This is a genomic window from Pseudomonas sp. SORGH_AS_0199 (genome assembly GCF_031453735.1).
In the GTDB taxonomy this organism is placed as follows: Bacteria; Pseudomonadota; Gammaproteobacteria; order Pseudomonadales; family Pseudomonadaceae; genus Chryseomonas; species Chryseomonas aestiva.
The window spans coordinates 2,602,128-2,625,215 of sequence record NZ_JAVJAE010000001.1; the positions used below are offsets into that span (position 1 = coordinate 2,602,128).

General features: G+C 65.6%; 21 protein-coding genes. 7 read left to right on the forward strand and 14 right to left on the reverse strand.

Annotated features, from left to right (window positions below):
• Nucleotides 1-2: 2 nt before the first annotated feature.
• From QE444_RS12255 to QE444_RS12265, 3 genes are read right to left on the reverse strand one after another with little or no spacing between them, the layout of a single operon-like run.
• Complete coding sequence (locus tag QE444_RS12255; protein WP_309738763.1) at nucleotides 3-1,289, reverse strand: dihydrolipoamide acetyltransferase family protein; 1,287 nt, start codon at nucleotides 1,287-1,289, stop codon at nucleotides 3-5.
• Nucleotide 1,290: 1 nt separating this feature from the next.
• Entirely contained in the window at nucleotides 1,291-2,349 is a 1,059-nt protein-coding gene (locus QE444_RS12260; RefSeq protein ID WP_187979061.1) for an alpha-ketoacid dehydrogenase subunit beta, read from the reverse strand.
• 4 nt (nucleotides 2,350-2,353) lie between these two features.
• The gene (locus QE444_RS12265; protein ID WP_187979062.1) at nucleotides 2,354-3,586 is read right to left on the reverse strand and encodes a thiamine pyrophosphate-dependent enzyme; all 1,233 of its coding nucleotides are present in this window, start codon (nucleotides 3,584-3,586) and stop codon (nucleotides 2,354-2,356) included.
• A gap of 223 nt (nucleotides 3,587-3,809) precedes the next feature.
• Between QE444_RS12265 and QE444_RS12270 the strand changes: the two genes are divergently transcribed.
• Nucleotides 3,810-4,271 (forward strand): Lrp/AsnC family transcriptional regulator, encoded by a 462-nt coding sequence (locus QE444_RS12270; RefSeq protein ID WP_027597697.1) that lies wholly within the window; start codon nucleotides 3,810-3,812, stop codon nucleotides 4,269-4,271.
• Between the two features lie 15 nt (nucleotides 4,272-4,286).
• Here the strand turns inward: QE444_RS12270 and QE444_RS12275 are convergent, their stop codons facing one another.
• Both QE444_RS12275 and QE444_RS12280 read right to left on the reverse strand, forming a co-directional pair.
• Nucleotides 4,287-4,499, reverse strand: a complete 213-nt coding sequence (locus QE444_RS12275; protein ID WP_273862864.1) for a hypothetical protein — start codon at nucleotides 4,497-4,499, stop codon at nucleotides 4,287-4,289.
• 65 nt (nucleotides 4,500-4,564) lie between these two features.
• Nucleotides 4,565-4,972, reverse strand: coding sequence for a response regulator (locus QE444_RS12280; protein ID WP_158891078.1), 408 nt, complete (start codon nucleotides 4,970-4,972; stop codon nucleotides 4,565-4,567).
• A 398-nt stretch (nucleotides 4,973-5,370) separates the two neighbouring features.
• Between QE444_RS12280 and QE444_RS12285 the strand changes: the two genes are divergently transcribed.
• Nucleotides 5,371-7,131 carry a glycoside hydrolase family 5 protein gene (locus QE444_RS12285; protein WP_187979064.1) on the forward strand — a complete coding sequence of 587 codons (1,761 nt, stop codon included), beginning with the start codon at nucleotides 5,371-5,373 and terminating at the stop codon, nucleotides 7,129-7,131.
• A gap of 62 nt (nucleotides 7,132-7,193) precedes the next feature.
• Here the strand turns inward: QE444_RS12285 and QE444_RS12290 are convergent, their stop codons facing one another.
• The 7 genes from QE444_RS12290 to QE444_RS12320 form a co-directional block, all read right to left on the reverse strand.
• Complete coding sequence (locus tag QE444_RS12290; RefSeq protein ID WP_187979065.1) at nucleotides 7,194-7,745, reverse strand: ATP-dependent Clp protease proteolytic subunit; 552 nt, start codon at nucleotides 7,743-7,745, stop codon at nucleotides 7,194-7,196.
• A gap of 148 nt (nucleotides 7,746-7,893) precedes the next feature.
• The gene (locus tag QE444_RS12295; RefSeq protein WP_158891073.1) at nucleotides 7,894-8,694 is read right to left on the reverse strand and encodes a universal stress protein; all 801 of its coding nucleotides are present in this window, start codon (nucleotides 8,692-8,694) and stop codon (nucleotides 7,894-7,896) included.
• 138 nt (nucleotides 8,695-8,832) lie between these two features.
• Nucleotides 8,833-9,984: an acyl-CoA dehydrogenase family protein gene (locus tag QE444_RS12300; protein WP_187979066.1), complete on the reverse strand. Its 1,152-nt coding sequence runs from the start codon at nucleotides 9,982-9,984 to the stop codon at nucleotides 8,833-8,835.
• 11 nt (nucleotides 9,985-9,995) lie between these two features.
• Nucleotides 9,996-11,048 carry an enoyl-CoA hydratase/isomerase family protein gene (locus tag QE444_RS12305; protein ID WP_309738774.1) on the reverse strand — a complete coding sequence of 351 codons (1,053 nt, stop codon included), beginning with the start codon at nucleotides 11,046-11,048 and terminating at the stop codon, nucleotides 9,996-9,998.
• Nucleotides 11,045-11,941: a 3-hydroxyisobutyrate dehydrogenase gene (gene mmsB, locus QE444_RS12310; RefSeq protein ID WP_309738776.1), complete on the reverse strand. Its 897-nt coding sequence runs from the start codon at nucleotides 11,939-11,941 to the stop codon at nucleotides 11,045-11,047. The genes QE444_RS12305 and mmsB overlap by 4 nt, the downstream gene beginning before the upstream one ends.
• 13 nt (nucleotides 11,942-11,954) lie before the next feature.
• Nucleotides 11,955-13,469 carry a CoA-acylating methylmalonate-semialdehyde dehydrogenase gene (locus tag QE444_RS12315; protein WP_133859308.1) on the reverse strand — a complete coding sequence of 505 codons (1,515 nt, stop codon included), beginning with the start codon at nucleotides 13,467-13,469 and terminating at the stop codon, nucleotides 11,955-11,957.
• Entirely contained in the window at nucleotides 13,466-15,199 is a 1,734-nt protein-coding gene (locus tag QE444_RS12320; RefSeq protein ID WP_309738779.1) for an AMP-binding protein, read from the reverse strand. The genes QE444_RS12315 and QE444_RS12320 overlap by 4 nt, the downstream gene beginning before the upstream one ends.
• A 208-nt stretch (nucleotides 15,200-15,407) precedes the next feature.
• Here QE444_RS12320 and QE444_RS12325 point away from each other — a divergent pair, with 208 nt between their 5' ends.
• Nucleotides 15,408-16,364, forward strand: coding sequence for a LysR family transcriptional regulator (locus QE444_RS12325; protein ID WP_309738782.1), 957 nt, complete (start codon nucleotides 15,408-15,410; stop codon nucleotides 16,362-16,364).
• A 98-nt stretch (nucleotides 16,365-16,462) separates the two neighbouring features.
• The gene (locus QE444_RS12330; protein ID WP_178083865.1) at nucleotides 16,463-16,909 is read left to right on the forward strand and encodes a hypothetical protein; all 447 of its coding nucleotides are present in this window, start codon (nucleotides 16,463-16,465) and stop codon (nucleotides 16,907-16,909) included.
• Nucleotides 16,910-16,934: 25 nt separating this feature from the next.
• Here the strand turns inward: QE444_RS12330 and QE444_RS12335 are convergent, their stop codons facing one another.
• Nucleotides 16,935-17,885, reverse strand: coding sequence for a 2-hydroxyacid dehydrogenase (locus QE444_RS12335; protein ID WP_187979072.1), 951 nt, complete (start codon nucleotides 17,883-17,885; stop codon nucleotides 16,935-16,937).
• A 55-nt stretch (nucleotides 17,886-17,940) separates the two neighbouring features.
• Nucleotides 17,941-19,248 carry an Nramp family divalent metal transporter gene (locus tag QE444_RS12340; protein ID WP_187979073.1) on the reverse strand — a complete coding sequence of 436 codons (1,308 nt, stop codon included), beginning with the start codon at nucleotides 19,246-19,248 and terminating at the stop codon, nucleotides 17,941-17,943.
• A 281-nt stretch (nucleotides 19,249-19,529) separates the two neighbouring features.
• Between QE444_RS12340 and tig the strand changes: the two genes are divergently transcribed.
• From tig to clpX, 3 genes are all read left to right on the forward strand, one after another.
• Nucleotides 19,530-20,840, forward strand: a complete 1,311-nt coding sequence (gene tig / locus QE444_RS12345; RefSeq protein ID WP_187979074.1) for a trigger factor — start codon at nucleotides 19,530-19,532, stop codon at nucleotides 20,838-20,840.
• A gap of 90 nt (nucleotides 20,841-20,930) precedes the next feature.
• The gene (gene clpP, locus QE444_RS12350) at nucleotides 20,931-21,572 is read left to right on the forward strand and encodes an ATP-dependent Clp endopeptidase proteolytic subunit ClpP (RefSeq protein WP_007162222.1); all 642 of its coding nucleotides are present in this window, start codon (nucleotides 20,931-20,933) and stop codon (nucleotides 21,570-21,572) included.
• 109 nt (nucleotides 21,573-21,681) lie between these two features.
• Nucleotides 21,682-22,962: an ATP-dependent Clp protease ATP-binding subunit ClpX gene (clpX, locus tag QE444_RS12355; protein ID WP_133859302.1), complete on the forward strand. Its 1,281-nt coding sequence runs from the start codon at nucleotides 21,682-21,684 to the stop codon at nucleotides 22,960-22,962.
• Nucleotides 22,963-23,088: the final 126 nt, after the last annotated feature.

Here is a 23,088-nt window from a genome sequence, read left to right on the forward strand (position 1 = left end):
GGCTACTCCAGGAAAAGGGTGGCGGGTTGTTCGAGCAGCTGGCGCACGGCCTGGATGAAGCTGGCGGCGTCCTGGCCATCGATCAGCCGGTGGTCGAAGGAGGCGGACAGATTCATCAGCTTGCGTGGCACCACCAGGCCGTTGCGGAAGGCCGGGCGCTCGACGATGCGATTGACGCCGATGATGGCCACCTCGGGATGGTTGATGATGGGCGTGGAGGCGATGCCTCCCAGCGGACCGAGGCTGCTGATGGTCAGGGTCGAGCCGGACAGTTCGTCGCGACCGGCCTTGCCGCCGCGCACCGCGGTGGCCAGCCGGGCCACCTCCTGGGCGCAGCCCCAGAGATCCAGGGTCTCGGCGTGCCGTACCACCGGCACCGCGAGACCCTGTTCGCCCTGGGTGGCGATGCCCAGGTGCACGGTGCCATAGCGGGTCACGGTGCTGCTGTCTTCGTCGAAGCGCGCATTCATCTGCGGAAAGTCCCGCACCGCCACTACCAGGGCGCGCGCCAGGAAGGGCAGCAGGGTGAGATGGGCACGACGCCCCTGCCAGCGCTGGTTGAGAGTGGCTCGCAAGGCCTCCAGCTCGGTGACATCCACCTCTTCCACATAGGTGAAGTGGGGGATATGCCGCTTGGCGGCCTGCATCTTCTCGGCGATCTTGCGTCTCAGGCCGATCAGCGGGATGCGCTCCTCGCCACTGCGTTTCGCCAGGCCACCGCCGCCAGTGGCCGGTGGCAGTCCGGCGTCGCGTTGCTGCACATAGGCTTCCAGATCGCCATGCAGGATGCGCCCGCCCTGGCCGCTGCCGGTGAGGAAGCGCAATTCGATGCCCAGGTCCCAGGCGTGCTGGCGCACCGCGGGAGACGCCAGCGGCGGACTGCCGGGGGCCGGACGGGAAGCCGGTCGCTCGTCGTCGCGCGGGAGCTCCGCTTCCGGGCGTCGCGGAGCAGGGGCCGCTTCGGGCTTGGGCGCTTCCGCCTTGGGTGCTGGCGCCGGCGCGGCTTCCATCGGCACGGGGCGACTGGCCTCGCGCAGATTGCCGTCACCGGCCACCTCCAGGCGGATCAGCTCGGCGCCCACGGCCAGCACCTGGCCGGGCTCGCCGCCCAGGGCGACCACCCGGCCCACCACTGGGGAAGGGATCTCCACCATGGCCTTGTCGGTCATGACGTCGGCCAGGGTCTGGTCTTCGCCGACTTCATCCCCTACCGCCACGTACCACTTGACCAGTTCCACCTCGGCGATGCCTTCGCCGATGTCGGGCATCTTGATGACATGGGTACCCATCTCAGACCTCCATGACGCGCTTGAGCGCGGCGCCGACCCGGGACGGACCCGGGAAGTAGTCCCATTCCTGGGCATGCGGATAGGGGGTATCCCAGCCGGTGACGCGCTCGATGGGCGCCTCCAGGCGATGGAAGCAGTGCTCCTGCATGAGGGACACCAGCTCGGCGCCATAGCCGCAGGTGCGGGTGGCTTCATGGACCACCACGCAGCGGCCGGTCTTGTTCACCGAATCGGTGAGGGTCTGCAGGTCCAGCGGCCAGAGGCTGCGGATGTCGATCACCTCGGCATCGATGCCGGTCTCGGCGGCGGCCGCCAGGGCGACCCAGACGGTGGTGCCATAGGTCAGCACCGTGACCTGCTTGCCAGGGCGGACCACGGCGGCCCGTTCCAGCTCCACACGGTAATAGCCGTCTGGCACGGCGCTGGCCGGGTGGCCCGACCAGGGCGTTACCGGACGATCATGATGGCCGTCGAAGGGGCCGTTGTAGAGGCGCTTGGGTTCGAGAAAGATCACCGGGTCGTCGCTCTCGATGGAGGCGATCAGCAGGCCCTTGGCGTCGTAGGGATTGGAGGGCATCACCGTGCGCAGGCCGCACACCTGGGTGAACATGGCCTCGGGACTCTGGCTGTGGGTCTGGCCGCCATAGATGCCGCCGCCACAGGGCATGCGGAACACCAGCGGCGAGGTGAACTGGCCCACCGAGCGATAGCGCAGCCGCGCCGCCTCGGAGACGATCTGGTCGATGGCCGGGTAGACATAGTCGGCGAACTGGATCTCCGCCACCGGGCGCAGGCCGTAGGCGCCCATGCCCACCGCGGCGCCGGCAATGCCGTTCTCCGAGATGGGCGCATCGAACACCCGCGAGGCGCCATATTTGGCCTGCAGGCCCTCTGTGCAGCGAAAGACGCCGCCGAAGTAGCCGACGTCCTCGCCGAACACCACCACGTTGTCGTCGCGTTCGAGCATCACGTCCATCGCCGAGCGGATGGCCTGGATCATGGTCAGGGTGCTGCGGCTGCCGGCCTGGGTCGGCAGGTCGGTTTCCTGTTGTACGGTCATGGCGTCACTTCCCGAGCTGTTGGCGTTGGCGGCGCAGGTGCGGCGGCAGGTCCTGGTAGACCTCCTCGAACATGTCGGCGGCGCTGGGGGCGAGATCGCTGGCAAAGGTGCCATGGGCTTCGGCGGCCTTCTGCGCGGTCGCCACCTCGGCTTCCAGCTCGGCGGTCAGCGCCTGGTGCTGTTCGTCCGACCAGAGCCCGCGACCGATCAGGTGCGCCTTGAGCCGGTCGATGGGATCGCCCAGGGGGAAGTGCGTCCAGTCATCGGCGGGACGGTACTTGGACGGATCGTCCGAGGTGGAGTGGGGACCGGCGCGGTAGGTCACCCATTCGATCAGGGTCGGCCCCAGGTTGCGTCGGGCACGTTCGGCGGCCCAGCGCGAGGCGGCCAGCACGGCGAGGAAGTCGTTGCCATCCACCCGCAGGGCGGCGATGCCATAGCCGAGGCCACGGGTGGCCAGGGTGATGCCCTCGCCGCCGGCGATGGCCTGGAAGGTGGAGATGGCCCACTGGTTGTTGACGATGTTGAGGATCACCGGCGCCCGGTAGACGTGGGCGAAGGTGAGGGCGGCATGGAAGTCGCCTTCGGCGGTGGCGCCGTCGCCGATCCAGCCGGCGGCGATGCGGGTATCGCCCTTGATCGCCGAAGCCATGGCCCAGCCCACCGCCTGGATGTACTGGGTGCCCAGGTTGCCGGAGATGGAAAAGAAGCCGAGGTCGCGGTAGGAGTACATCACCGGCAGCTGGCGACCCTTGAGCGGATCCCGGGCATTGGACAACAGTTGGCAGATCATCTCGTCCAGCGGCGCCTCGCGGGCGATGAGGATGCCCTGCTGGCGATAGGTGGGGAAATGCATGTCGTCCGGGCGCAGCGCCAGGGTCTGGCCGACGGCAATGGCTTCCTCACCGAGGCACTGCATATAGAAGGAGAGCTTCTTCTGCCGCTGGGCCTTGAGCATCCGCGCATCGAACAGCCGCGTCTTGAGCATGGCCCTGAGGCCCTGCAGCAGCAGTTCGGGCGCTTCTTCGCTGGCCCAGGGGCCGACGGCGCGACCCTCTTCGTCGAGGATGCGGATCAGCTGGGTGGCCAGTTCCCGGGTATCCACCGGTGCCACGTCCACCGGCGGCCTTTCCGCACGACCGGCGGGGCAGAGTTGCAGGTAGCTGAAATCCGTGGGACGTCCCGGTCGGCCGCTGGGCTCGGGGACGTGCAGGCGCAGGGGAGGGTAGTCGCTCATGGCCGCCCCTCCAGCTGGATGAGGGTGCGGGCGGGTCGCAGGACGGGTTGGCCGTCCGGATGCGATGCAGGGTGCCACATGGTGGAGGCCTCGGCATTCTTGTTATTGGTCACCTGAGTATAGGCCGGCTCCACTAGCCGTTTTGCCGCAATTTCGGGATGGGCAGCCCGGGCTTTTGGTGCTATTGAACTCAGTACAAGAACAACAGTAGAGGTTTTGCACCATGGCTGGTCTGGATCGTATCGACCTGCGCATCCTCAATGCCCTGTCCGCCGATGGGCGGCTGAGCTGGCGCGATCTGGCGCAGAAGATCGGGCTGTCGCTGACCCCGACGCTACGGCGGGTCAAGCGTCTGGAGGAGGAGCGCTACATCCAGGGGTATCACGCCCAACTCGACGAGACCCGGCTGGCCGGCAGTGTCAGCGTCTTCGTCTCGGTGCGCCTGGAAAAGCAGTCCACCGACTACCTGCGCGCCTTCGAACGGGAGATCGTCAAGGCACCTCAGGTGATGAGCTGTTTCCAGATGACCGGGGATGCCGACTATGTGTTGCGAGTGGTGGTGCAGGATCTCGCGGCCTATCAGCACTTTCTGGCCGAGACCCTGACCTGCATTCCCGGGGTGGCCAGTGTGACCTCGGCCTTTTCGCTCAAGGCGGTGCTACTCAGGCCGGCGCCACCGCTCTGAGCGCAGGAGAAGCCGTTAGCGAATGCCGAGCGAGCTGCGGACCTGCTGCGCCTGAGCGGCACAATAGGCGCTATCACGCAGGCGCGCCATATCCAGCATCAGGGTCAGCCGGCGCTCGTCGCAGGAACGACCGAGCTGCACGGGCAGACCGCCATCCGGGGTCAACGGGCCAAACAGGCAATCGATGTTGGGCAATTGAGCGACGAACTGATGGGTGAGGGCGAGCATTGTTATTGTCCTAAGTACCAGGGTGGCGATGTGACACTATTCACATCGCCAAGGTTCCCAGGTCTTCAGGCGCTGGGCGTAACCGAATAGGCGACGCCGTTCACTGCATCGATCAGCTGACCGATGGACCAGGGCTTGGGCAGGAAGCGCACCTGGCATTTGATGCTTGCGGTGGACGGCGTTTCGTAGCCGGACATGACAATAATCGGCATGTCTGGCCAGCGCTGGCAGACCATGTTGGCCAGCTGCGCCCCGTCCATCGAACCCGGCATACGGATATCCGTGAGCAGCAGGTCGATGTTGGCGTCTTCCTTTTCCAACAGCGTCAACGCGGTGTCGGCGGAGTCAGCGGCGATGATGTTGAAGCCTTCGGGTTCGAGGATCTCGCGGACGAAATCCGCGACCAGTGGCTCGTCGTCCACCACCAGGAGAGTGGGTCGGAAGACAGGGGTTCCCGGCTGTTCTGCGCGCATGACTGGACCTTATATACAAGACGTTGCTGAGCCTTGGATAGCCGCGACCCAGGAAAATTCCCCAGTCTGAGCGTCAATGAATTTGGCGTCAGATTTCTGTCTTCAGGGTGCGATTATCTTGTCAGACGCAGCGTTTCGACACTGCGACCCCATGCCGCGCACATTTGGTTACGTTTGCCGTAAAGGCTCTAGGTCAGGGGTTTCAGCGTGACAGTGAAGCGGAAGGACTACTTTTGGGGTGAAAGGTTTCAGCCACCTGGCATATGACTTGTATTGGGTAAGGCAACTGCAGGACGCAGAGTGCTTTTTTTGTCACGTCCCAGTGGCCTTACCTAAACCCAGGCTTTGCTCGTACACAAAGGATATCGACGCCACGCCTCCCTGAGCAGTATCCGACCATGACGCCTATCCGCTCCTTCGCTACCGCCCTTCGTCGTCCGCTCGCCGCGGCCGCCACTGTTCTCGCGCTGTCCGCTGGCGTTGCCCAGGCCGAGCCTGTCAGCCTGGTCGGTCTGAATCTGTCGGGTGCGGGCTTCGCGCCCCAGGTGCTGCCCGGCATCAATGGCACCAACTACATCTTCCCGGTGGAGGCCTACTTCCAGCAGTGGAGCGCGCGGGGCGTCAAGCTGATTCGTTTCCCCATCATCTGGGAGCGCCTGCAACCCAAGCTGGGCGGACCACTGGACAGTGCCTACGTCGCCCTGGTGAACCAGACCTTCGGCTATGCGCAGAAGCACGGCATCAAGATCATCCTCGACCTGCACAACTACGCCCGCTATCGCGGCCAGGTGATCGGCACCAGCGGCGTACCCTATGCCCGCTATCAGGAGATCATGACCCACATCGCGCGGCAGTGGAGCGGCCAGTCCTCGCTGTACGCCTACGACATCATGAACGAGCCCCACGATGCCATGGCCTACTGGCCGACCGCGGCCCAGTACGGCATCAATGGCGTGCGCGCGGTGGACAGCACCCGCCCGGTCATCGTCGAAGGCAACGGCTGGTCGAGCGCGACCCGCTGGGCCGAATTCAACGACGCCCTGCTGGGGCTGAAGGATCCGGCCAACAACATCATCTTCTCGGCGCATTCCTACTTCGACGAGAACGCCGGCGGCAGCTACGACAAGACCGATGTCAACAAGCTCGACGCCAACTATGGCGTGACCCGGGTCAAGCCCTTCGTCGACTGGCTGAAGAAGAACAACAAGCGCGGCTACATCGGTGAATTCGGTGTCCCGGACAATAATCCGCGCTGGAATCTGCTGATGGACAACATGCTGGCCTACCTCAAGCAGAACTGCATCCCGGCCTCCTACTGGGCCGCCGGTCCCGGCTGGGGCAGCTACTTCATGTCGGTGGAGCCGATCAATGGCCAGGAGCGGCCGCAGTGGCCGACCCTGCGCAAGTACCTGGACGACAGCAGCTGCACTGCCATCGGTCCGGTCGCCAGTGGCAGCACCGCGCCGGCCACCGGCGGTAGCGCCACCGGCAACAGCGGTTCGGCAGGCGGCAGCGCCGGCGGCAATTCCGGCAGCGGCAGCAACACCGGCAACGCAGGCAACACCGGTAGCAATGCCGGTGTGCAGATTCCGCCGAGCACCGGGGCGACCGCCGGTACCGTGACCTCGGTGATCAACGACTTCACCAACCCGGACTGGCACAAGGGGGTGTTCCTCAAGAAGGCCGCGATCTCGGTACCCGGTACCGCGGTGAACCGCGCCGCCTTCAAGGCCGGTGCCTATCTCACCACCGCGGATGGCCAGGTGCGGCGGATTTCCGCGGTGCAGGTCGGCAACAGCCTGGGCGTCTTCACCGAGGGCACGCCCTTCAACGGCAACGCCGTGGGCTATCCCAAGACGGTGACCGTGTCGCCCACCGGCGTGACCAGCGCCGCCAGCGTCAGCAGCGCCATCAACGACTTCACCAACGCCGATTGGAATCGCGGTGTCTACCGTCGCGGCGCGGCCATCTCCATCCCGGCCACCGCGGCCAATCGTTCGGCCTTCAAGCTGGGTGGCTCGGTACGCCTCGTCAATGGCCAGATCCTCAAGATCAGCTATGTGCAGGAGGGCGCGAGCAACCTGGGGGTATTCTTCGACGCCAGCCGCCTGGATGCCAGCGTCGGCTACCCGAACACCCTGGTGTCCTTCAGCCGCTGATCTTCAGCAGCGGGCAATAAAAAACCCGGTGACCTTTGGCCACCGGGTTTTTTATTGCCCGCTTAAAGGTGGATGAAAGTGGTGACCTCACCCGGCTGTACCCGGCATTCGTCCACGGCATGGATCACCCCGGTGGTCAGGGCCGCTTCCGGACTCAGCAGCCGGGCGTTGGCCTTGAGGCAGCTGTAGATGTCCAGGGCTTCGGCGGCACCGGCCGTACGTTCGGCGACGATGCCGGCGTAGAGGTCCAGGTCGTAGTCCAGGCACATGGCGTATTCGGCCATGCGCGCATGGTCCACCGAGTTGTTCAGGTTCCAGTAGAAGGAATGGTAGAGGAACTTGCTGTGGCGACTGGCGGTGCGGTGTTCGCCGGCCAGGAACAGGATGTTGCCCATGGATTCGACGGTACCCAGGTTGTGGGTGTGCACCGGCAGCGGCAGGGACAGCAGGAAGTTGTACATCGTGAAGCCGTAGCTGCAGTCACCGCCCATGGTGGCGATCTTCAGCAGAATCCGCGAGGCATCCTGCTGGACCGCCTGGGAGCAATGGGCGATCAGCTGGCCGCAACTGGTGGAATTGATGGGACCGGTGAAATGGATGACATGGGTGCTCATGGTGCCTACCGACGCGCCGGGGAGCCCGGCGGAGGGCGGGGCTCTATAAGAGTTGCTTCGGCGACTTTCGGACGGGCTTGAGCGTGAAGGTCGGCTGGCCGACGAAGCGCGTCCCAGAAGGATGGACTGTGCCGTGACGCAACCAGGATCAGCGCAGCAGCAGCATCGGTACTTCGGTCTTGTGCAGCAGCTGGGTGGTGCGACTGCCGCGCAGGAAGCGCCAGACCGAGGAATGGCTGTAGGCACCCATGATCAGCAGGTCGGCCCGGCGTTCGTCGAGGTGGCGAGGGACGATGCGCTCCACGTCGCCATGGGCGACGGTGGTGTCGACCCGGCACCCGGCGCTGCGCAGCAGCAGCGCCAGGTCTTCCAGGCGCTTGCGCAGGATCGGATCGTCTTCGCCGACCCGCAGCAGCGTGCCGCTCATGCCGGTCAGCAGCGGACTGCGCGCCAGCGCCAGGATGCCCTGGTGGGTGGCTTCCCGACCGTCATAGGCGATGGTGAACTGGCGCGGGGGCTTGAAGGGGCCCGAGCAGATCAGGATCGGCCGGTGCACGGCGCGTACCACGGCTTCCAGCTGGCTGCCGATGCCGCTGTCCCCGGAGCGCTCGCCGCGCTTGCCGATCACCAGCAGGCGGGTATCCCCTTCGAGGGTCTTGAGGGTATCCACCAGTCCCTCGGGGCGGCGCAGGATCTGCGGTGCCGAGGTCAGGCCCTGCTGGAGGAGGCGCTGGCGGGCATTGAGCAGCAGCGCCTTGGCCATGCCGGCACCGACGTCATCGTCCAGATAGACCGGGGTACCGTTGGCGACCTTCTTGCCGCTACTGGCCGACTCCTGCACATGCAGCAGGGTGACGGGCGCATCCAGGCGTCGCGACAACCAGGCGGTGTGGTCGCAGACGCTTTCGGCGTGGGGGGATCCATCGATGCAGGCGAGCAGGGAGGCCATAACGGTATTCCTTGGCAAGACCGGGACCAGACACGATCCCTGTCCGGAGCGTAGCACCCGCCCGGCGCTGTCCAGATGACGCCTGGATGTCATCTTCGGCTTTTGCTGGACAGGTCACGGCCGTCATCCTGTACGCCCTCACATTTCGTAGCGATCGAGTTCCCGGGTGATCAGCAGGCGCTGGATTTCACTGGAGCCTTCGTAGATCTGGGTGATGCGGATATCGCGGTAATACTGCTCCACCGGATAGTCCTCCAGGTAGCCATAGCCGCCATGGATCTGGATGGCCTTGGAGCACACCCATTCGCCCGTCTCGGTGGCGAACAGCTTGGCCTGCGAGGCTTCGCTCAGGCAGGGCTGGCCAGCCGTGCGCAGTCGCGCGGCGTGCAGGATCAGCAGTCGCGCGGCGTTCAGGCGCGTATGCATGTCGGCCAGCATGTTGGCGATGCTCTGGTGCTGGATGATGGCCTTGTCGAACTGGATGCGCTCGCGGGCATAGCCCAGCGCCGCCTCGAAGGCCGCGCGGGCGATGCCCAGGGCCTGGGCGGCGATGCCGATGCGACCGCCCTCCAGATTGGAGAGCGCGATGGCCAGGCCCTTGCCGCGTTCGCCCAGCAGGTTGGCCGCCGGGATGCGGCAGTTGTCCAGGGTGACGGCGCAGGTATCGGAGGCGCGCAGGCCCATCTTGTGCTCGGTGCGTTCGACGCGAAAGCCGGGGGTGTCGGTGGGTACCAGGAAGGCCGACAGGCCCTTCTTGCCCAGTTCCGGATCGGTCACCGCGAAAACGATGGCCAGGCCGGCGCGGCGCCCGTTGCTGACGAATTGCTTGCTGCCATTGAGCACCCAGCTGTCGCCGTCGAGTACCGCGCGGGTGCGCAGATTGTGCGCCTCGGAACCGGCCTGGGGTTCGGTTAGGCAGAAGCAGCCGATCACCTTGCCGGCGGCCAGGTCGGGCAACCAGTGATCCTGCTGCGCGGCGCTGCCGTAGCGCAGCAGCGGGCCGCAGCCCACCGAACTGTGGATGCTCATCAGGGCGCCAAGGCTGCCGTCGCCGGCGGAGATCTCTTCCACGGCCAGGGCATAGGCGACGTAATCCAGGTAGGTGCCGCCCCATTGCTCGGGCACCACCATGCCCAGCAGGCCCAGCTCACCCAGCTGGGCGACCACGGCGTCGTCGATCCACTCGGCCTTTTCCCAGGCGCGGGCGTGGGGCGCGACCTCGCGGCGGGCGAAGTCGCGTGCCAGGTCGCGGATCATGCGTTGTTCTTCGGTGAGTTCGATGTCGTGCATGGGAGCCTCCCTCAGGAATGGCGAAAGTCGGAGAAAAAGGCCGCGACGCGACGGGGGTCCAGATCCTGCCAGCGGGCCGGATTCCAATGCGGCGTGCGGTCCTTGTCCACCAGCATGGCGCGCACCCCTTCGATGATCTCGCCCTTCTCGAACCAGCGGCGATCCAGGTGCAGCTCCAGGGCGAAGCACTGCTCCAGGGACAGCCCACCGCCCTGGCGCAACAGCTCCAGGGCGGTGGCGACCGCCAGCGGTGAACGGGCGTCCAGGGTGGCGAGGGTCTCCTGCGCCCAGTTGCGATAGGCGGGGCGCTGCTCCGCCTGCAGGCCGCTGCGCAACTCTTCGACGGTGGCCGCCGCGAAGTGCTCGGCGATGGCCGGGCGCAGCTCGGTCAGGCGCGCGGCTTCGGCCGGCGCCGCGGCGAACGCCTGCAGCAGCGCGGCCAGATCGGTCGGGCCCTGGGCGGTGGCCGCCTCCAGGCGCTGCAGCAGGTCGGCGTTGGCCGCTTCCGGAATGAAGACATCGGCCAGGCCGGCGGCCAGGGCGTCGGCCGGGCCGATCTGCACCCCGGTCAGGCCCAGATAGAGACCCAGCTGGTCGGGCAGGCGTGGCAGGAAATGACTGGCGCCGACGTCGGGGAAATAGCCGATGGCGGTTTCCGGCATGGCCATTCGGGTGCGCTCGCTGACGATCCGCAGCCGCGCCGCCTGCACCAGGCCCATGCCGCCGCCCAGCACCAGCCCATGGGCCAGCGCCAGGATGGGCTTGGGATAGCGGTGCAGTGCCAGGTCGAGGGCGTATTCCTCGGTGAAGAAGCTCAGGTGCAGGTCGTCGCCGCGCTGGTAGCTGTCGTACAGCGCCCGGACATCGCCGCCGGCGCAGAAGGCCTTGGGTCCGTTGCCGCGCAGCACGATCACCCGCACGGCCGGGTCCTGCTCCCAGTCGCGCAGCGCCCCGTGCAGGGCGCGCACCATCTGCAGATCCAGGGCATTGAGCCCGGTCGGGCGATCAAGGGTCAGATAGCCGACCCCGCCGCGTCTTTCCAACAGCACCTTGGCGTCGCTCATGCACCGTCCTCGTCCAGGTAGTCCTGGATGATGGCCGAGAAATCCAGGCTGCCGCCACCCGCGCGGCTGAATCTCTGATAGAGCTGCTGCGCGACCGCCCCAAGGATCACCGGCTGGCGCACGGCACGCGCCGCCTCGGTGGCCAGGCCCAGGTCCTTGAGCATGAGCTCGGCGGCGAAGCCGCCCTGGTAGCCGCGCGAGGCCGGCGCCTGGGGCAGCACGTCCGGATAGGGATTGTTGACCTCCGAACTCCAGCAGCGCCCGCTGCTGGTATTGATCACCCCGGCCAGGGTCTTGGCGTCCATGCCCAGGCGGGTACCCAGGGCCATGGCCTCGGCTACCCCGATCATGGAGATGCCCAGCAGCAGGTTGTTGGCGACCTTGGCCACCTGGCCGTTGCCACTGGCGCCGCAGTGCACCAGGTTGCGACCCATGGCGGCCAGCAGCGGCTGGGCACGCTGGAAGCCCGCCTCGCTGCCGCCGACCATGAAGGTGAGGGTGCCGGCCGCGGCGCCGCCGGTGCCGCCGGAGACCGGGGCGTCCAACACTTCCAGGCCGCGCTCGGCGGCGGCGCTGGCCACCGCCCGGGCGCTGAGCGGATCGATGGTGGAGGAATCGATCAGCAGGGTGCCCGGACGGGCCCGGGCGATCAGCCCGTCGTCACCGAGATAGACCGTCTTTACATGGGCGGCCGCGGGCAGCATGGTGATGATCACTTCCGCGCCACTTTCCGCCACGGCGGTAGGCGAGGCGGCAACCTCGGCCCCTTCGGCGCGCAGCGCTTCCAGCGCGGCGGCGGAGAGGTCGAAGACGGTCAGCTGATGGCCGGCCTTGAGCAGGTTGCGGGCCATGGGGGCGCCCATGTTGCCCAGTCCCAGAAATCCCAGATGCATGCTGGCGTCTCCCCTACTTGAGAGTGATGGTGGTGTTGACGACCCCGGCGCTGCCGACGTCCTGCTCGTCGGGCCAGCGCGTGGTGATGGTCTTGGTCTGGGTATAGAAGAGCACCGCCTGCTTGCCGTAGGGCCCCAGGTCACCCAGCTTGGAGGCGCGCGAACCGCTGAAGGAGAACAGCGGCACCGGTACCGGAATGGGCACGTTGATGCCGACCTGGCCGACGTCGATGTCTTCCTGGAAGCGCCGTGCCGCGGCGCCGGAGCGAGTGAAGAGGGCAACGCCGTTGCCGTTGGGGTTGGCGTTGATCAGGGCGATGGCCTCGTCGAGGGTGGCGGCGTGCATCACGCAGAGCACCGGTCCGAACAGTTCTTCGCGGTACAGGGTCATGTCGGTGGTCACCCCGGAAAACAGCGTCGGGCCGACGAAGTTGCCCTTCTCGTAGCGCTCGACCTGGATGTTGCGGCCGTCCAGCTCCAGGGTCGCGCCTTCGCTCAGCCCGCGCTCGATCAGGCCGCTGACCCGGTCCAGGGCCTGGCAGGAGATCAGCGGGCCGACGTCGGTGCCGTGCTCGTGACCCGCACCCACCTTGAGGCTGCGCGCCTTGGCCACCAGGTCCGGCACCCAGCTGTTGGCCTCGCCCACCAGCACCACCACCGAGACCGCCATGCAGCGCTGACCCGCCGCCCCGAAGGCGGCGCCCACCAGATTGGCCAGGGTCTGCTCGCGGGGCGCGTCGGGCATCACCACCGCATGGTTCTTGGCGCCCATCATGCACTGCACGCGTTTGCCGGCTTCGCTGGCGCGGCGATAGACGTGGGTGCCGACACGGGTCGAGCCGACAAAGGACAGCGCCTTGATGTCCGGGTGATCGCAGAGGGCGTCCACCACCGCCGGTCCGCCATGGACTACGTTGAGCACCCCGGGCGGCACCCCGGCTTCCAGCGCCAGCTCGGCCAGGCGCATGGTCACCAGCGGATCCTGCTCCGAAGGCTTGAGGACGAAGGTGTTGCCGCAGGCGATGGCCATGGGAAACATCCACAACGGAATCATCGCCGGGAAGTTGAAGGGGGTGATGCCGGCGCAGACGCCCAGGGGTTGCAGCAGGGTATAGGTGTCCACTCCGCTGGCGACGTTGTTGGCCAGCTCGCCCAGCTGCAGGTTGCCAATGGCCGCGGCGTGCTCCACCACCTCCAGGCCACGGAAGACATCGCCCTCGGCGTCGGCCAGGGTCTTGCCCTGTTCGGCGGTGAGCAACGCGGCCAATTCGCTCATGTGCTCGCGGATCAACTGCTGGTAGCGCAGGAAGATGCGCGCCCGGGCGCCGATGGGCGTCTTGCGCCAGGTGGCGAAGGCCGCCTTGGCACTGGCCACGGCGCGCTGCACCTCCTCGGCGGTGGCGAAGGGCACCCGCGCCAGCACCTCCTGGGTCGCCGGATTGATCACCTCGCGGCCTTCGCGGCTGGTGGAGGTGACGAATTGGCCGTCGATCAGCAGCGGCACGTCTTTGATGGCGGTCTGGGTCATGACAGGGATTCCTGAGCGGTGGCCGGGGCGGCCGGGGCAGGTTGAGCGGCGAAGTCTTCTTCGGCGTAGTCGTGGATATCGGGGGTGCCGCTGGCGCGGCGCTGGGCCTCGCCGAGGCGCAATTCGATGCGGCGGATCTTGCCGGACAGGGTCTTGGGCAGTTCGCTGACGAATTGCAGGCGCCGCACCCGCTTGTAGGGCGACAGGCAGCCACGGGCGAAACCGAGCAGCTCCTGCGCGAGCGCGGGCGAAGGCGCGTGATCGGCGGCGAGGATGACGAAGGCCTTGGGTACATTGAGGCGCAGGGGATCGGGGCTCGGTACCACCGCCACCTCCATCACCGCCGGATGCTCGATCAGGGCGCTCTCCAGTTCGAAGGGGCTGATGCGGTAGTCCGCCGACTTGAAGACGTCATCGGCGCGCCCGACGAAGGTGATGTAGCCCTCGGCGTCGCGCACCGCGGTATCGCCGGTGCGGTAGTGCCCGTCGCGCATCACCTCGGCGGTCTTTTCCGGGCTGTCCTCGTAGCCCAGCATCAGCCCGGCCGGCCGCGGTTGCAGGGACAGGGCCACCTCGCCGTCGTCGCCCGGTCGACCATCGGCATCCAGCAATTCGACGTGGCATCCGGGCAGCGGACGACCCATGGAGCCCGGCTTGAGCGGCTGTCCGGGGGTGTTGCCCACCAGCGCGGTGGTTTCCGACTGGCCGAAGCCGTCTCTCAGGGTCAGCCCCCAGGCCGCCTGCAGGCTGTCGATGATCTCGGGATTGAGCGGCTCGCCCGCACCGACCAGCTCCCGCAGGTCGAGTCGATCGCGATAGGCGGCGAGGTCCTCCTGGATCAGCATCCGCCATACCGTGGGCGGCGCGCAGAGGCTGGTGACCGGGTAGTGCGCCAGCACCTCCAGCAGCGCCTGGGGCTTGAAGCGCGGCACATCATGGATGAACACGCAGGCACCGGCGTTCCAGGGCGCGAAGACGCAACTCCAGGCATGCTTGGCCCAGCCGGGGGAAGAGATGTTGAGGTGCACATCGCCGGGTTGCAGGCCGATCCAGTAGAGCGTGGACAGGTGCCCGACCGGATAGCTGCTGTGGCTGTGCAGGACCAGCTTGGGCCGCGAGGTGGTCCCCGAGGTGAAATAGAGCAGCAGCGGATCCGTGGCGAGGGTAGGGCCGTCCGGCAGGAAGTCGCTGGCACAGGCGTCCGGCGCATAGGGCTGCCAGCCGGCCACCGACGCCCCGACGCAGATGCGGGTGAAGCCAGGATCCAGACTGGCGCAACGCTCCGTATGGGCGCTGCCCACCACCAGGTGGGCGATACGTCCGCGCTGCACGCGATCCTGCAGATCGGCATCGCTGAGCAGGGTGGTGGCGGGCACCACCACGGCGCCCAGCTTGAAGGCACCGAGCAGCGTCTCCCACAGCGCCACCTCGTTGCCCAGCATCACCAGGATGCGTTCGCCGCGACGCACACCCTGGGCGCGCAGGAAATTGGCGGTGCGATTCGACGCCTGGCGCAGCTCGGCGAAGCTGTAGCGCTCCTCCCGGCCCTCGGCATCCAGCCGCCACAGCGCCGGACCGGCATGCTCCTCGGCCAGGCGATCGAAATGGTCCAGCGCCCAGTTGAAGTGTTCCAGCTCCGGCCAGCGGAAATCGCGGACGGCCGTGGCGTAGTCGGTGCGATGGCGCAGCAGGAAGTCGCGCGCTTCACGGAAGGCGTCGCCGGCGGTCATGGGCGATACCCCGCGGCCTGCAGGGGCGGGAAGGAAGGGCAGCGTCCGGCCTGGCGCCGGGATGGGGCGTGCGGGTGGGTCATGGTGGTCTGCTCTTTATTGTTGTTGGCAGGCAGAGATTCGCGCCGTCACCGCTCGTGACGCGACCTGGTAAGCAGTATAGTTCCGGCAAAAGTCCCCTGGCTTCCGACAAAAACGCCCGACCGATATGCAAAAATCCAATAACCCGGCGGGACGTCTCGACTGGGACGATCTCAGATTCTTCCTCGAAGTGGCGCGCACCCAGAAGGCCAGCGCCGCCGCCCGGCGACTGGGGGTGGACTACACCACCGTTTCGCGGCGGATCGCCGCCCTGGAAAAGGCGCTGGGGGCGCTGCTGTTCGAGAAGTCGCGCAGCACCGGCTTCAGCCTCACCATGGAAGGACAGCGCCTGCTGGTGCACGCGGAAACCCTGGAAAGCACCCTGCAGACCGCCTGCGAGCAGATCTCCGACACCCGACTGGCGCCGTCCGGCCAGGTGCGCATCGGCGCCACCGAAGGCTTCGGCAGCTACTTCGTCGCGCCCCAGCTGAGCTTCTTCCATGATCGCTATCCCGGCATCACCCTGGAGGTGCTGCCGGTGCCGCACTTCGTCAACCTGTCGCGTCGTGAAGCCGACATCGCCATCACCCTGGAGCGGCCCGAGCGCGGGCCCTATGTCTGCCGCAAGCTCTGCGACTACCGCCTGCGGCTCTATGCCACTGCCGACTATCTGGCCAGCCACCCACCCGTCACGCAGCTGGCCGATCTGCAGCGCCACAGATTCATCACCTACGTCGACGATCTCGCCTTCAGCCCCGAGCTGCTCTATCTGGAGCGCATCCTGCCCGAGGCCAGCAGCGGCCTGCGCAGCACCAGCGTGATCGCCCAATACCAGGCGGCCCTGTGCGGGCACGCCCTGGCCATCCTGCCGTGCTTTGTCGCCGAACCCGATCCGCGGCTGGTGGCGCTCCTGCCGGAGCAGATCCAGATCACCCGGCAATTCTGGCTCTATTACCGCGAAGACCTGCGCCGCCTGCGGCGCATCACCCTGGTGACCGACTATCTGCGCGCCTGCACCGACGCCAATCGGGGCTTCCTGCTCGGTGAAACCCGCGCCCCGGTGCTGGGCTGGCCGGCATCCTGAAGCCCGTCGCCAATCGCTGCGGCACCCCGGGACCCGGCTGGGGTCTCAGAGCTGTCGGTCGTCCGTCGACGGCCTCCGGTGAACACATGGGAACGGCAATGGAACGATATCAGGCATTGAGTCAGGCGCTGAGCAAGGCGGCCGAGCGGGAAGAAGCCTACTGGCAGGGACTGGAGCGCCGTCTGCATGAATTGCCGGACTGCTTCACCCGCTACCTGGGACTCACCCCCGCGGATCAGGTGGATGCCGGGCTGGGCCTGGAAAAGCGCGTCGATGGCAATATCGTGCGCGAGCTGGAGGTCTATGCCCGTTACGACCTCACGGTGATCGTCGATGACCTCGCCGGCACCCCGCAGACCTTCGCCATCGGCCTGTCCTTCTTCTATACCAACGACCATTTCGTGCTGAAGGAGCGTGACGGCGAGTTCTCCGTCACCCTCGAACCCCAGGACGACCCCGATCGCTTCTGGGCCGAAGGCTGCCGCGAGATCTACGACTCCCTGGCCCGCCGTATCCGCGGCAAGACCCTGCCGGCCATCGAGTAGCACACTGGCCGGCAGGCATCTGCGGTCAGACCGGCGTGACCAGGCGACCCTCGGAGAAATAGCGCTCCACGTTGGCCAGTACCAGGTCGGCCATGGCCTGGCGGGTCTCGTGGGTACCGCTGCCGAGGTGCGGGGTGAGGACCACGTTGTCCAGCGTCAGTAGCGCGGCGGGCACCGCGGGCTCCTCGGCGAAGACATCCAGGCCGGCGCCGCCTAGGCTGCCGGCTTGCAAGGCGGCCACCAGGGCGGGCTCGTCGACCACACTCCCGCGGGCGATGTTGATGAGATAGCCACGGGGCCCCAGGGCGGCGAGGATTCGCGCATCGACCAGTCCATCGGTGGCCGGTCCGCCGGGTAGCGACAGGACCAGGAAGTCCGCCGCCTTGGCCAGGTCTTCCAGCTCGGCGTGATAACGATAGGGGACGTCCGGTTGCCGCTGGCGACCGTGGTAGGCCACCTCCATGCCGAAGGCCTCGACCCGGCGGGCGATGCTCTTGCCGATATTGCCCAGGCCGACGATGCCGCAAGTCTTGCCGGCCAGGCGCGAGGTCAGTGGAAACTTGCCCTGCTGCCAGTCACCGCGGCGCACGAAGCGATCCGCGGCGCTGATGCCCCGCGCCACATCGATCAGCAGGGCGAAGGCGGTGTCGGCGACGCAGTCGTCCAGCACGCCCGGGGTATTGCTCACCACCACGCCCAGATCCCGGGCGGCGGCGATGTCGATGCTGTCGTAGCCCACCCCGAAACTGAACACCGCCTTCAGGCCAGGCAGGGCGCTCATCAGCTCGCGCGTCGCGCCATACACCCCGGAGGTGACCAGGGCCACCACGTCCTGACCACGCGCGGCGAGCAGGGCGGACGGGTCGGGTGCTTCCCAGAGCCGCAGCACCTCATGGCGTGAAGTGAGGGCGTCCTGCAGGGCAGGCAGCAGCGGACCCACCTGCAGCAGCAGTGGACGTTCGTTCTGTTCAGGCATCTCTAGACTCCTTGAAGAAAGCGGGGGCGGCGAACCCGCCCCGAAACGGCAGGGCTCAGTCCAGCAACTGCAGGCCCAACTGGATCGCGACCCAGATCGCCAGCAGGGTGGCAAAGCCCAGCGCCAGATTCTCGAACCAGTTGTTGCGGTACTTGTCGCCCAGCAGCGACTTCTGGTTGGACATGATCAGCAGCCCCAGGGAGATCACCGGCAGGCCGACGATGTTGAGGGCATTCACGCCAATGGTCAGGGTCACGAAGTCGGGCATGCCCGGCAGCGACCATACCAGCGGCGTCACCAGGATGAAGAGCAGGAACCACCTGTGCGCCGGGTCCTTGTGAAAGGTCTTGCCATAGCGTTCGCGGCGTTCCGGACGGATGTGCTGCAGGGCATCGGTGATCAGCATGGGGAAGGCGGTGGTCTTGCCCACCACGCTGGCGAACAGGGTGGCGAAGACCCCGGTGAAGAAAATCAGCCAGCCGCCGGTGCCGAAGAACAGCTCCAGGGCCGCACCCAGGTCGCTCAGGGTATTCACCTGCAGGCCATTGGGTCTGAGGATCTCCACCCCGACCACCCAGATGGCTAGGTTGATGACGATGCCGACCACCACCGCGAAGAGCAGGTCGTTGCGCTGGATGCGCTTGTGTTCCGGGCCGGTCCAGCCCTTTTCCTTCATCACATAGGGATGCACGAAGTTGGCGATGGAGCCGGCCACGGCGCCGATCACCGATACGGCCACCAGCAGGGCGCCGTGCACGCCTTCGTCCGGCGGGATGCTGAAGCCGATGGTGCCGCGCAGGATTCCGCCCAGGTCCGGACCCGACATTACCGCCAGGGTGATGAAGGCCAGAGTCATGACGGCCAGCAACACCTTCATCACCCCCTCGATCAGCGCATAGAAGTTGCGGCCCACCAGCAGCCAGACCGCGATCACCACCGCCACCGAGCAGAGCAGCGGCTGGTCGAGGTGGAGCAGGGTGGCCAGGGCTTCGCCGGCGCCCTTGAGCATGTAGGCGTTGGTCAGGTGCCCCATGATCAGCGCATAGCCGAGCATGAACCAGGCGAACACCGGGTGCAGCTGGGCATAGCCTTCGAGGATCGACATGCCGCGGTTATTGCACAGCTGGAAACGGGCGATGATGTTGACGATGAGAAAGCGCAGCAGCAGGGACACCGCCAGCACCCACATCATGGCGTAGCCGTAGTTGGCCCCTGCCACCGAGGAGGTGATGAGGTCCCCGGCGCCCAGCCAGGACAGCACCGCAATGATGCCAGGCCCCAGCAGCTTCGCCAGGCGGCGCAGGCCGGAGCTCTGCTCCTTGCTCTCGGGTATGGATTTCTCGACGGAACCAGATTGGTCCATTAGGGCGGTTCTCCTAACGATTGTTGTTGTTGTGAATAGGGCCGGAGGCGGCCTCTTCGTTAGCTTGCCCTTCAGGGTTTAGCACTACATACGACGTCGTACAACTATATGCGGGCAACAAAATGTTGCTCTCGACGCGCTCGTTCAGGCTTCCTTCGGCAGTGCCCGTACGCACCGCTGGATCAAGCCAGGTGACTTCGCCTGAGACTGTCTCTAGAATGGTCGCCCTTGATTCTGGGGGGTCGGAGTGCCGGCCTGTTTCTGTGCCACGAGGAATATCCATGCAAGTTTCCGTTGAAAACACCTCTGCTCTCGAGCGTCGCATGACCATTGGCGTGCCGGCCGAGCGTATTGAAACCGAAGTGAACAAGCGTCTGCAGCAGACTGCACGGCGTGCCAAGGTTCCCGGTTTCCGCCCGGGCAAGGTCCCCATGAGCGTCATCCGCCAGCGCTACGAAGCCTCGGCTCGTCAGGAAGCCTTGGGTGATCTCATTCAGGAAACCTTCTACGAAGCCGTTGTCGAGCAGAAGCTCAACCCGGCCGGCGCACCCGCCGTCGAACCCAAGGTGTTCGAAAAGGGCAAGGACCTGGAATACGTTGCCACCTTCGAAGTCTTCCCCGAGTTCGAAGTCAAGGGCCTGGACGGCATCGAGATCGAGCGTCAGGACGCAAGCGTTGAAGACGCCGACATCGACAAGATGCTCGACGTGCTGCGCAAGCAGGGCACCCGTTATGAAGCCGTTGACCGCGCTGCCGCCAACGATGACCAGCTCACCCTGGACTTCGTCGGTACCCAGGACGGCGAAGCCTTCGCCGGTGGTTCCGCCGAAGGCACCAAGCTGGTGCTGGGCTCGGGTCGCATGATTCCCGGTTTCGAAGACGGCCTGGTCGGCGCCAAGGCCGGTGACGAGCGCGTGCTCGACCTGACCTTCCCCGAGGACTACCAGAACCTGGATCTGGCCGGCAAGGCCGCTCAGTTCAAGGTCACCGTCAAGGAAGTGGCCGCTCCCGAGCTGCCCGAACTGAACGAAGCCTTCTTCAAGCAGTTTGGTGTGGAAGAGACCACCGTCGAAGGTTTCCGCGCCGAAGTGCGCAAGAACATGGATCGCGAGCTGCGCCAGGCCCTCAAGACCAAGGTCAAGAACCAGGTCATGGACGGTCTGCTGGCCGCCAACCAGATCGACGTCCCGGCCGCCCTGATCAGCAACGAAGTGGATCGTCTGCGCGTTCAGGCAGTCCAGCAGTTCGGTGGCAACATCCAGCCCGAGCAACTGCCGGCCGAGCTGTTCAGCGAGCAGGCCAAGCGCCGCGTGCTGCTGGGTCTGATCATCGCCGAGATGGTCAAGCAGTTCGAGCTCAAGCCCGATGACGCCCGCGTCCGCGAGCTGATCGAGGAAATGGCTGCGGCCTATCAGGAGCCCGAGCAGGTAGTGAAGTGGTACTACCAGAACGAGCAGCAGCTGAACGAAGTGCGTTCGGTTGTACTGGAAGAACAAGTCGTGGATACTGTCCTCAAGCAGGCAAAAGTCACCGACAAGCAGGTCTCCTACGAGGACGCGGTCAAACCGGCCGAGGCTCCGCAAGCAGCCTGATCTGCCTCCAGTTGCTAGTTCACCTAAGCCAGCCTCGTGCTGGCTTATGTGTTTTTGACAGGTTATCCAGATAGGGAGCTAGTGCAGGACATGTCCCGCAATTCATACATGCAATCCATGCCCGATATTCAAGCCGCTGGCGGTCTGGTACCCATGGTGGTGGAGCAATCCGCCCGGGGCGAGCGCGCCTACGACATCTACTCCCGGCTGCTCAAGGAGCGGGTCATCTTCCTGGTGGGTCAGGTCGAGGACTACATGGCCAACCTGGTCGTCGCCCAGCTGCTGTTCCTGGAAGCGGAGAATCCTGACAAGGACATCCACCTCTACATCAACAGCCCGGGTGGTTCGGTGACCGCTGGCATGTCGATTTACGACACCATGCAGTTCATCAAGCCCGACGTCTCCACCATCTGCATCGGCCAGGCCTGCAGCATGGGCGCCCTGCTGCTGGCAGGCGGCGCCGCCGAGAAGCGCTTCTGCCTGCCGCATTCGCGGATGATGATTCACCAGCCCCTGGGCGGCTTCCAGGGTCAGGCGTCGGACATCGAAATTCACGCCCGTGAAATTCTGACCATCCGTGAGCGTCTGAACAAGGTACTGGCGCATCACACCGGTCAGCCCATGGACGTGATCGCCCGCGATACCGACCGTGACAACTTCATGAGTGGCCCCGAAGCCGTTGCCTACGGCCTGATCGACAAGGTCCTCGAGAAGCGCAACATCCCCGCCTGACCCCGCCTCGACCACCTGCCCAGGCGCCGTCGTTTGGGCAGGTAGGCTTGAAAAACCGTGCAATAGGCTCCATCTTGTTGATGTAAGCACATTCCATTGGATCGATCGAATGACAGATACGCGCAATAGCGACGATAACGGCAAGCTGCTTTACTGCTCCTTCTGCGGCAAGAGTCAGCACGAAGTACGTAAATTGATCGCTGGACCCTCCGTCTTCATCTGCGACGAATGCGTCGACCTGTGCAATGACATCATCCGCGAGGAAGTCCAGGAAGCTCAGGCCGAAAGCAATGCGCACAAGCTGCCAGCGCCGAAGGAAATCAGCGCTATCCTCGACCAGTATGTCATTGGTCAGCAGCGTGCCAAGCGGGTCCTCGCCGTTGCCGTCTACAACCACTACAAGCGTCTGAATCAGCGCGAGAAGAAAGACGACGTCGAGCTGGGCAAGAGCAACATCCTGCTCATCGGTCCGACCGGTTCGGGCAAGACCCTGCTGGCGGAAACGCTGGCGCGCCTGCTCAACGTACCTTTCACCATCGCCGATGCCACCACGCTGACCGAAGCCGGTTATGTGGGTGAGGACGTCGAGAACATCATTCAGAAGTTGCTGCAGAAGTGCGACTACGATGTGGAAAAGGCCCAGATGGGCATCGTCTACATCGACGAAATCGACAAGATCTCGCGCAAGTCCGACAACCCCTCCATTACCCGTGACGTCTCGGGCGAGGGTGTGCAGCAGGCCTTGCTGAAGCTGATCGAAGGTACCGTGGCTTCGGTTCCGCCCCAGGGTGGCCGCAAGCATCCCCAGCAGGAATTCCTGCAGGTCGATACCCGCAACATCCTGTTCATCTGCGGTGGCGCCTTCGCTGGCCTGGAAAAGGTCATCCAGAATCGTTCCACCAAGGGCGGCGGTATCGGCTTCAACGCCGAGGTGCGCAGCGTGGAGCTGGGCAAGAAGATCGGCGAATCCTTGCGTGACGCCGAGCCCGAGGATCTGGTCAAGTTCGGTCTGATTCCGGAGTTCGTCGGTCGTCTGCCGGTCATCGCGACCCTGGACGAGCTGGACGAGCCGGCGCTCATGCAGATCCTGACCGAGCCGAAGAACGCCCTGACCAAGCAGTACGCCAAGCTGTTCGAGATGGAAGACGTGGATCTGGAGTTCCGTCCCGACGCGCTCAAGGCGGTTGCCCGCAAGGCGCTGGAGCGCAAGACCGGTGCCCGGGGTCTGAGATCCATCCTCGAAGGCATCCTGCTCGAGACCATGTACGAGATTCCTTCGCAGAAGGAAGTCAGCAAGGTGGTCATCGACGAGAGCGTCATCGACGGGAGTTCCCAGCCGCTGCTCATCTACGAGAACAGCGAGCCCGCCAAGGCGGCGCCGGACGCGTGACAAAAGGGGCTTCGGCCCCTTTTTCATTTCAGCGACGGTTGTATTTTGCGGCGGCCAACCTCATGTTAGGAAAAACCGAGGCCTTAACCGCATCTGCGGCCGATTATTTGCCGAGACCCGTATCCC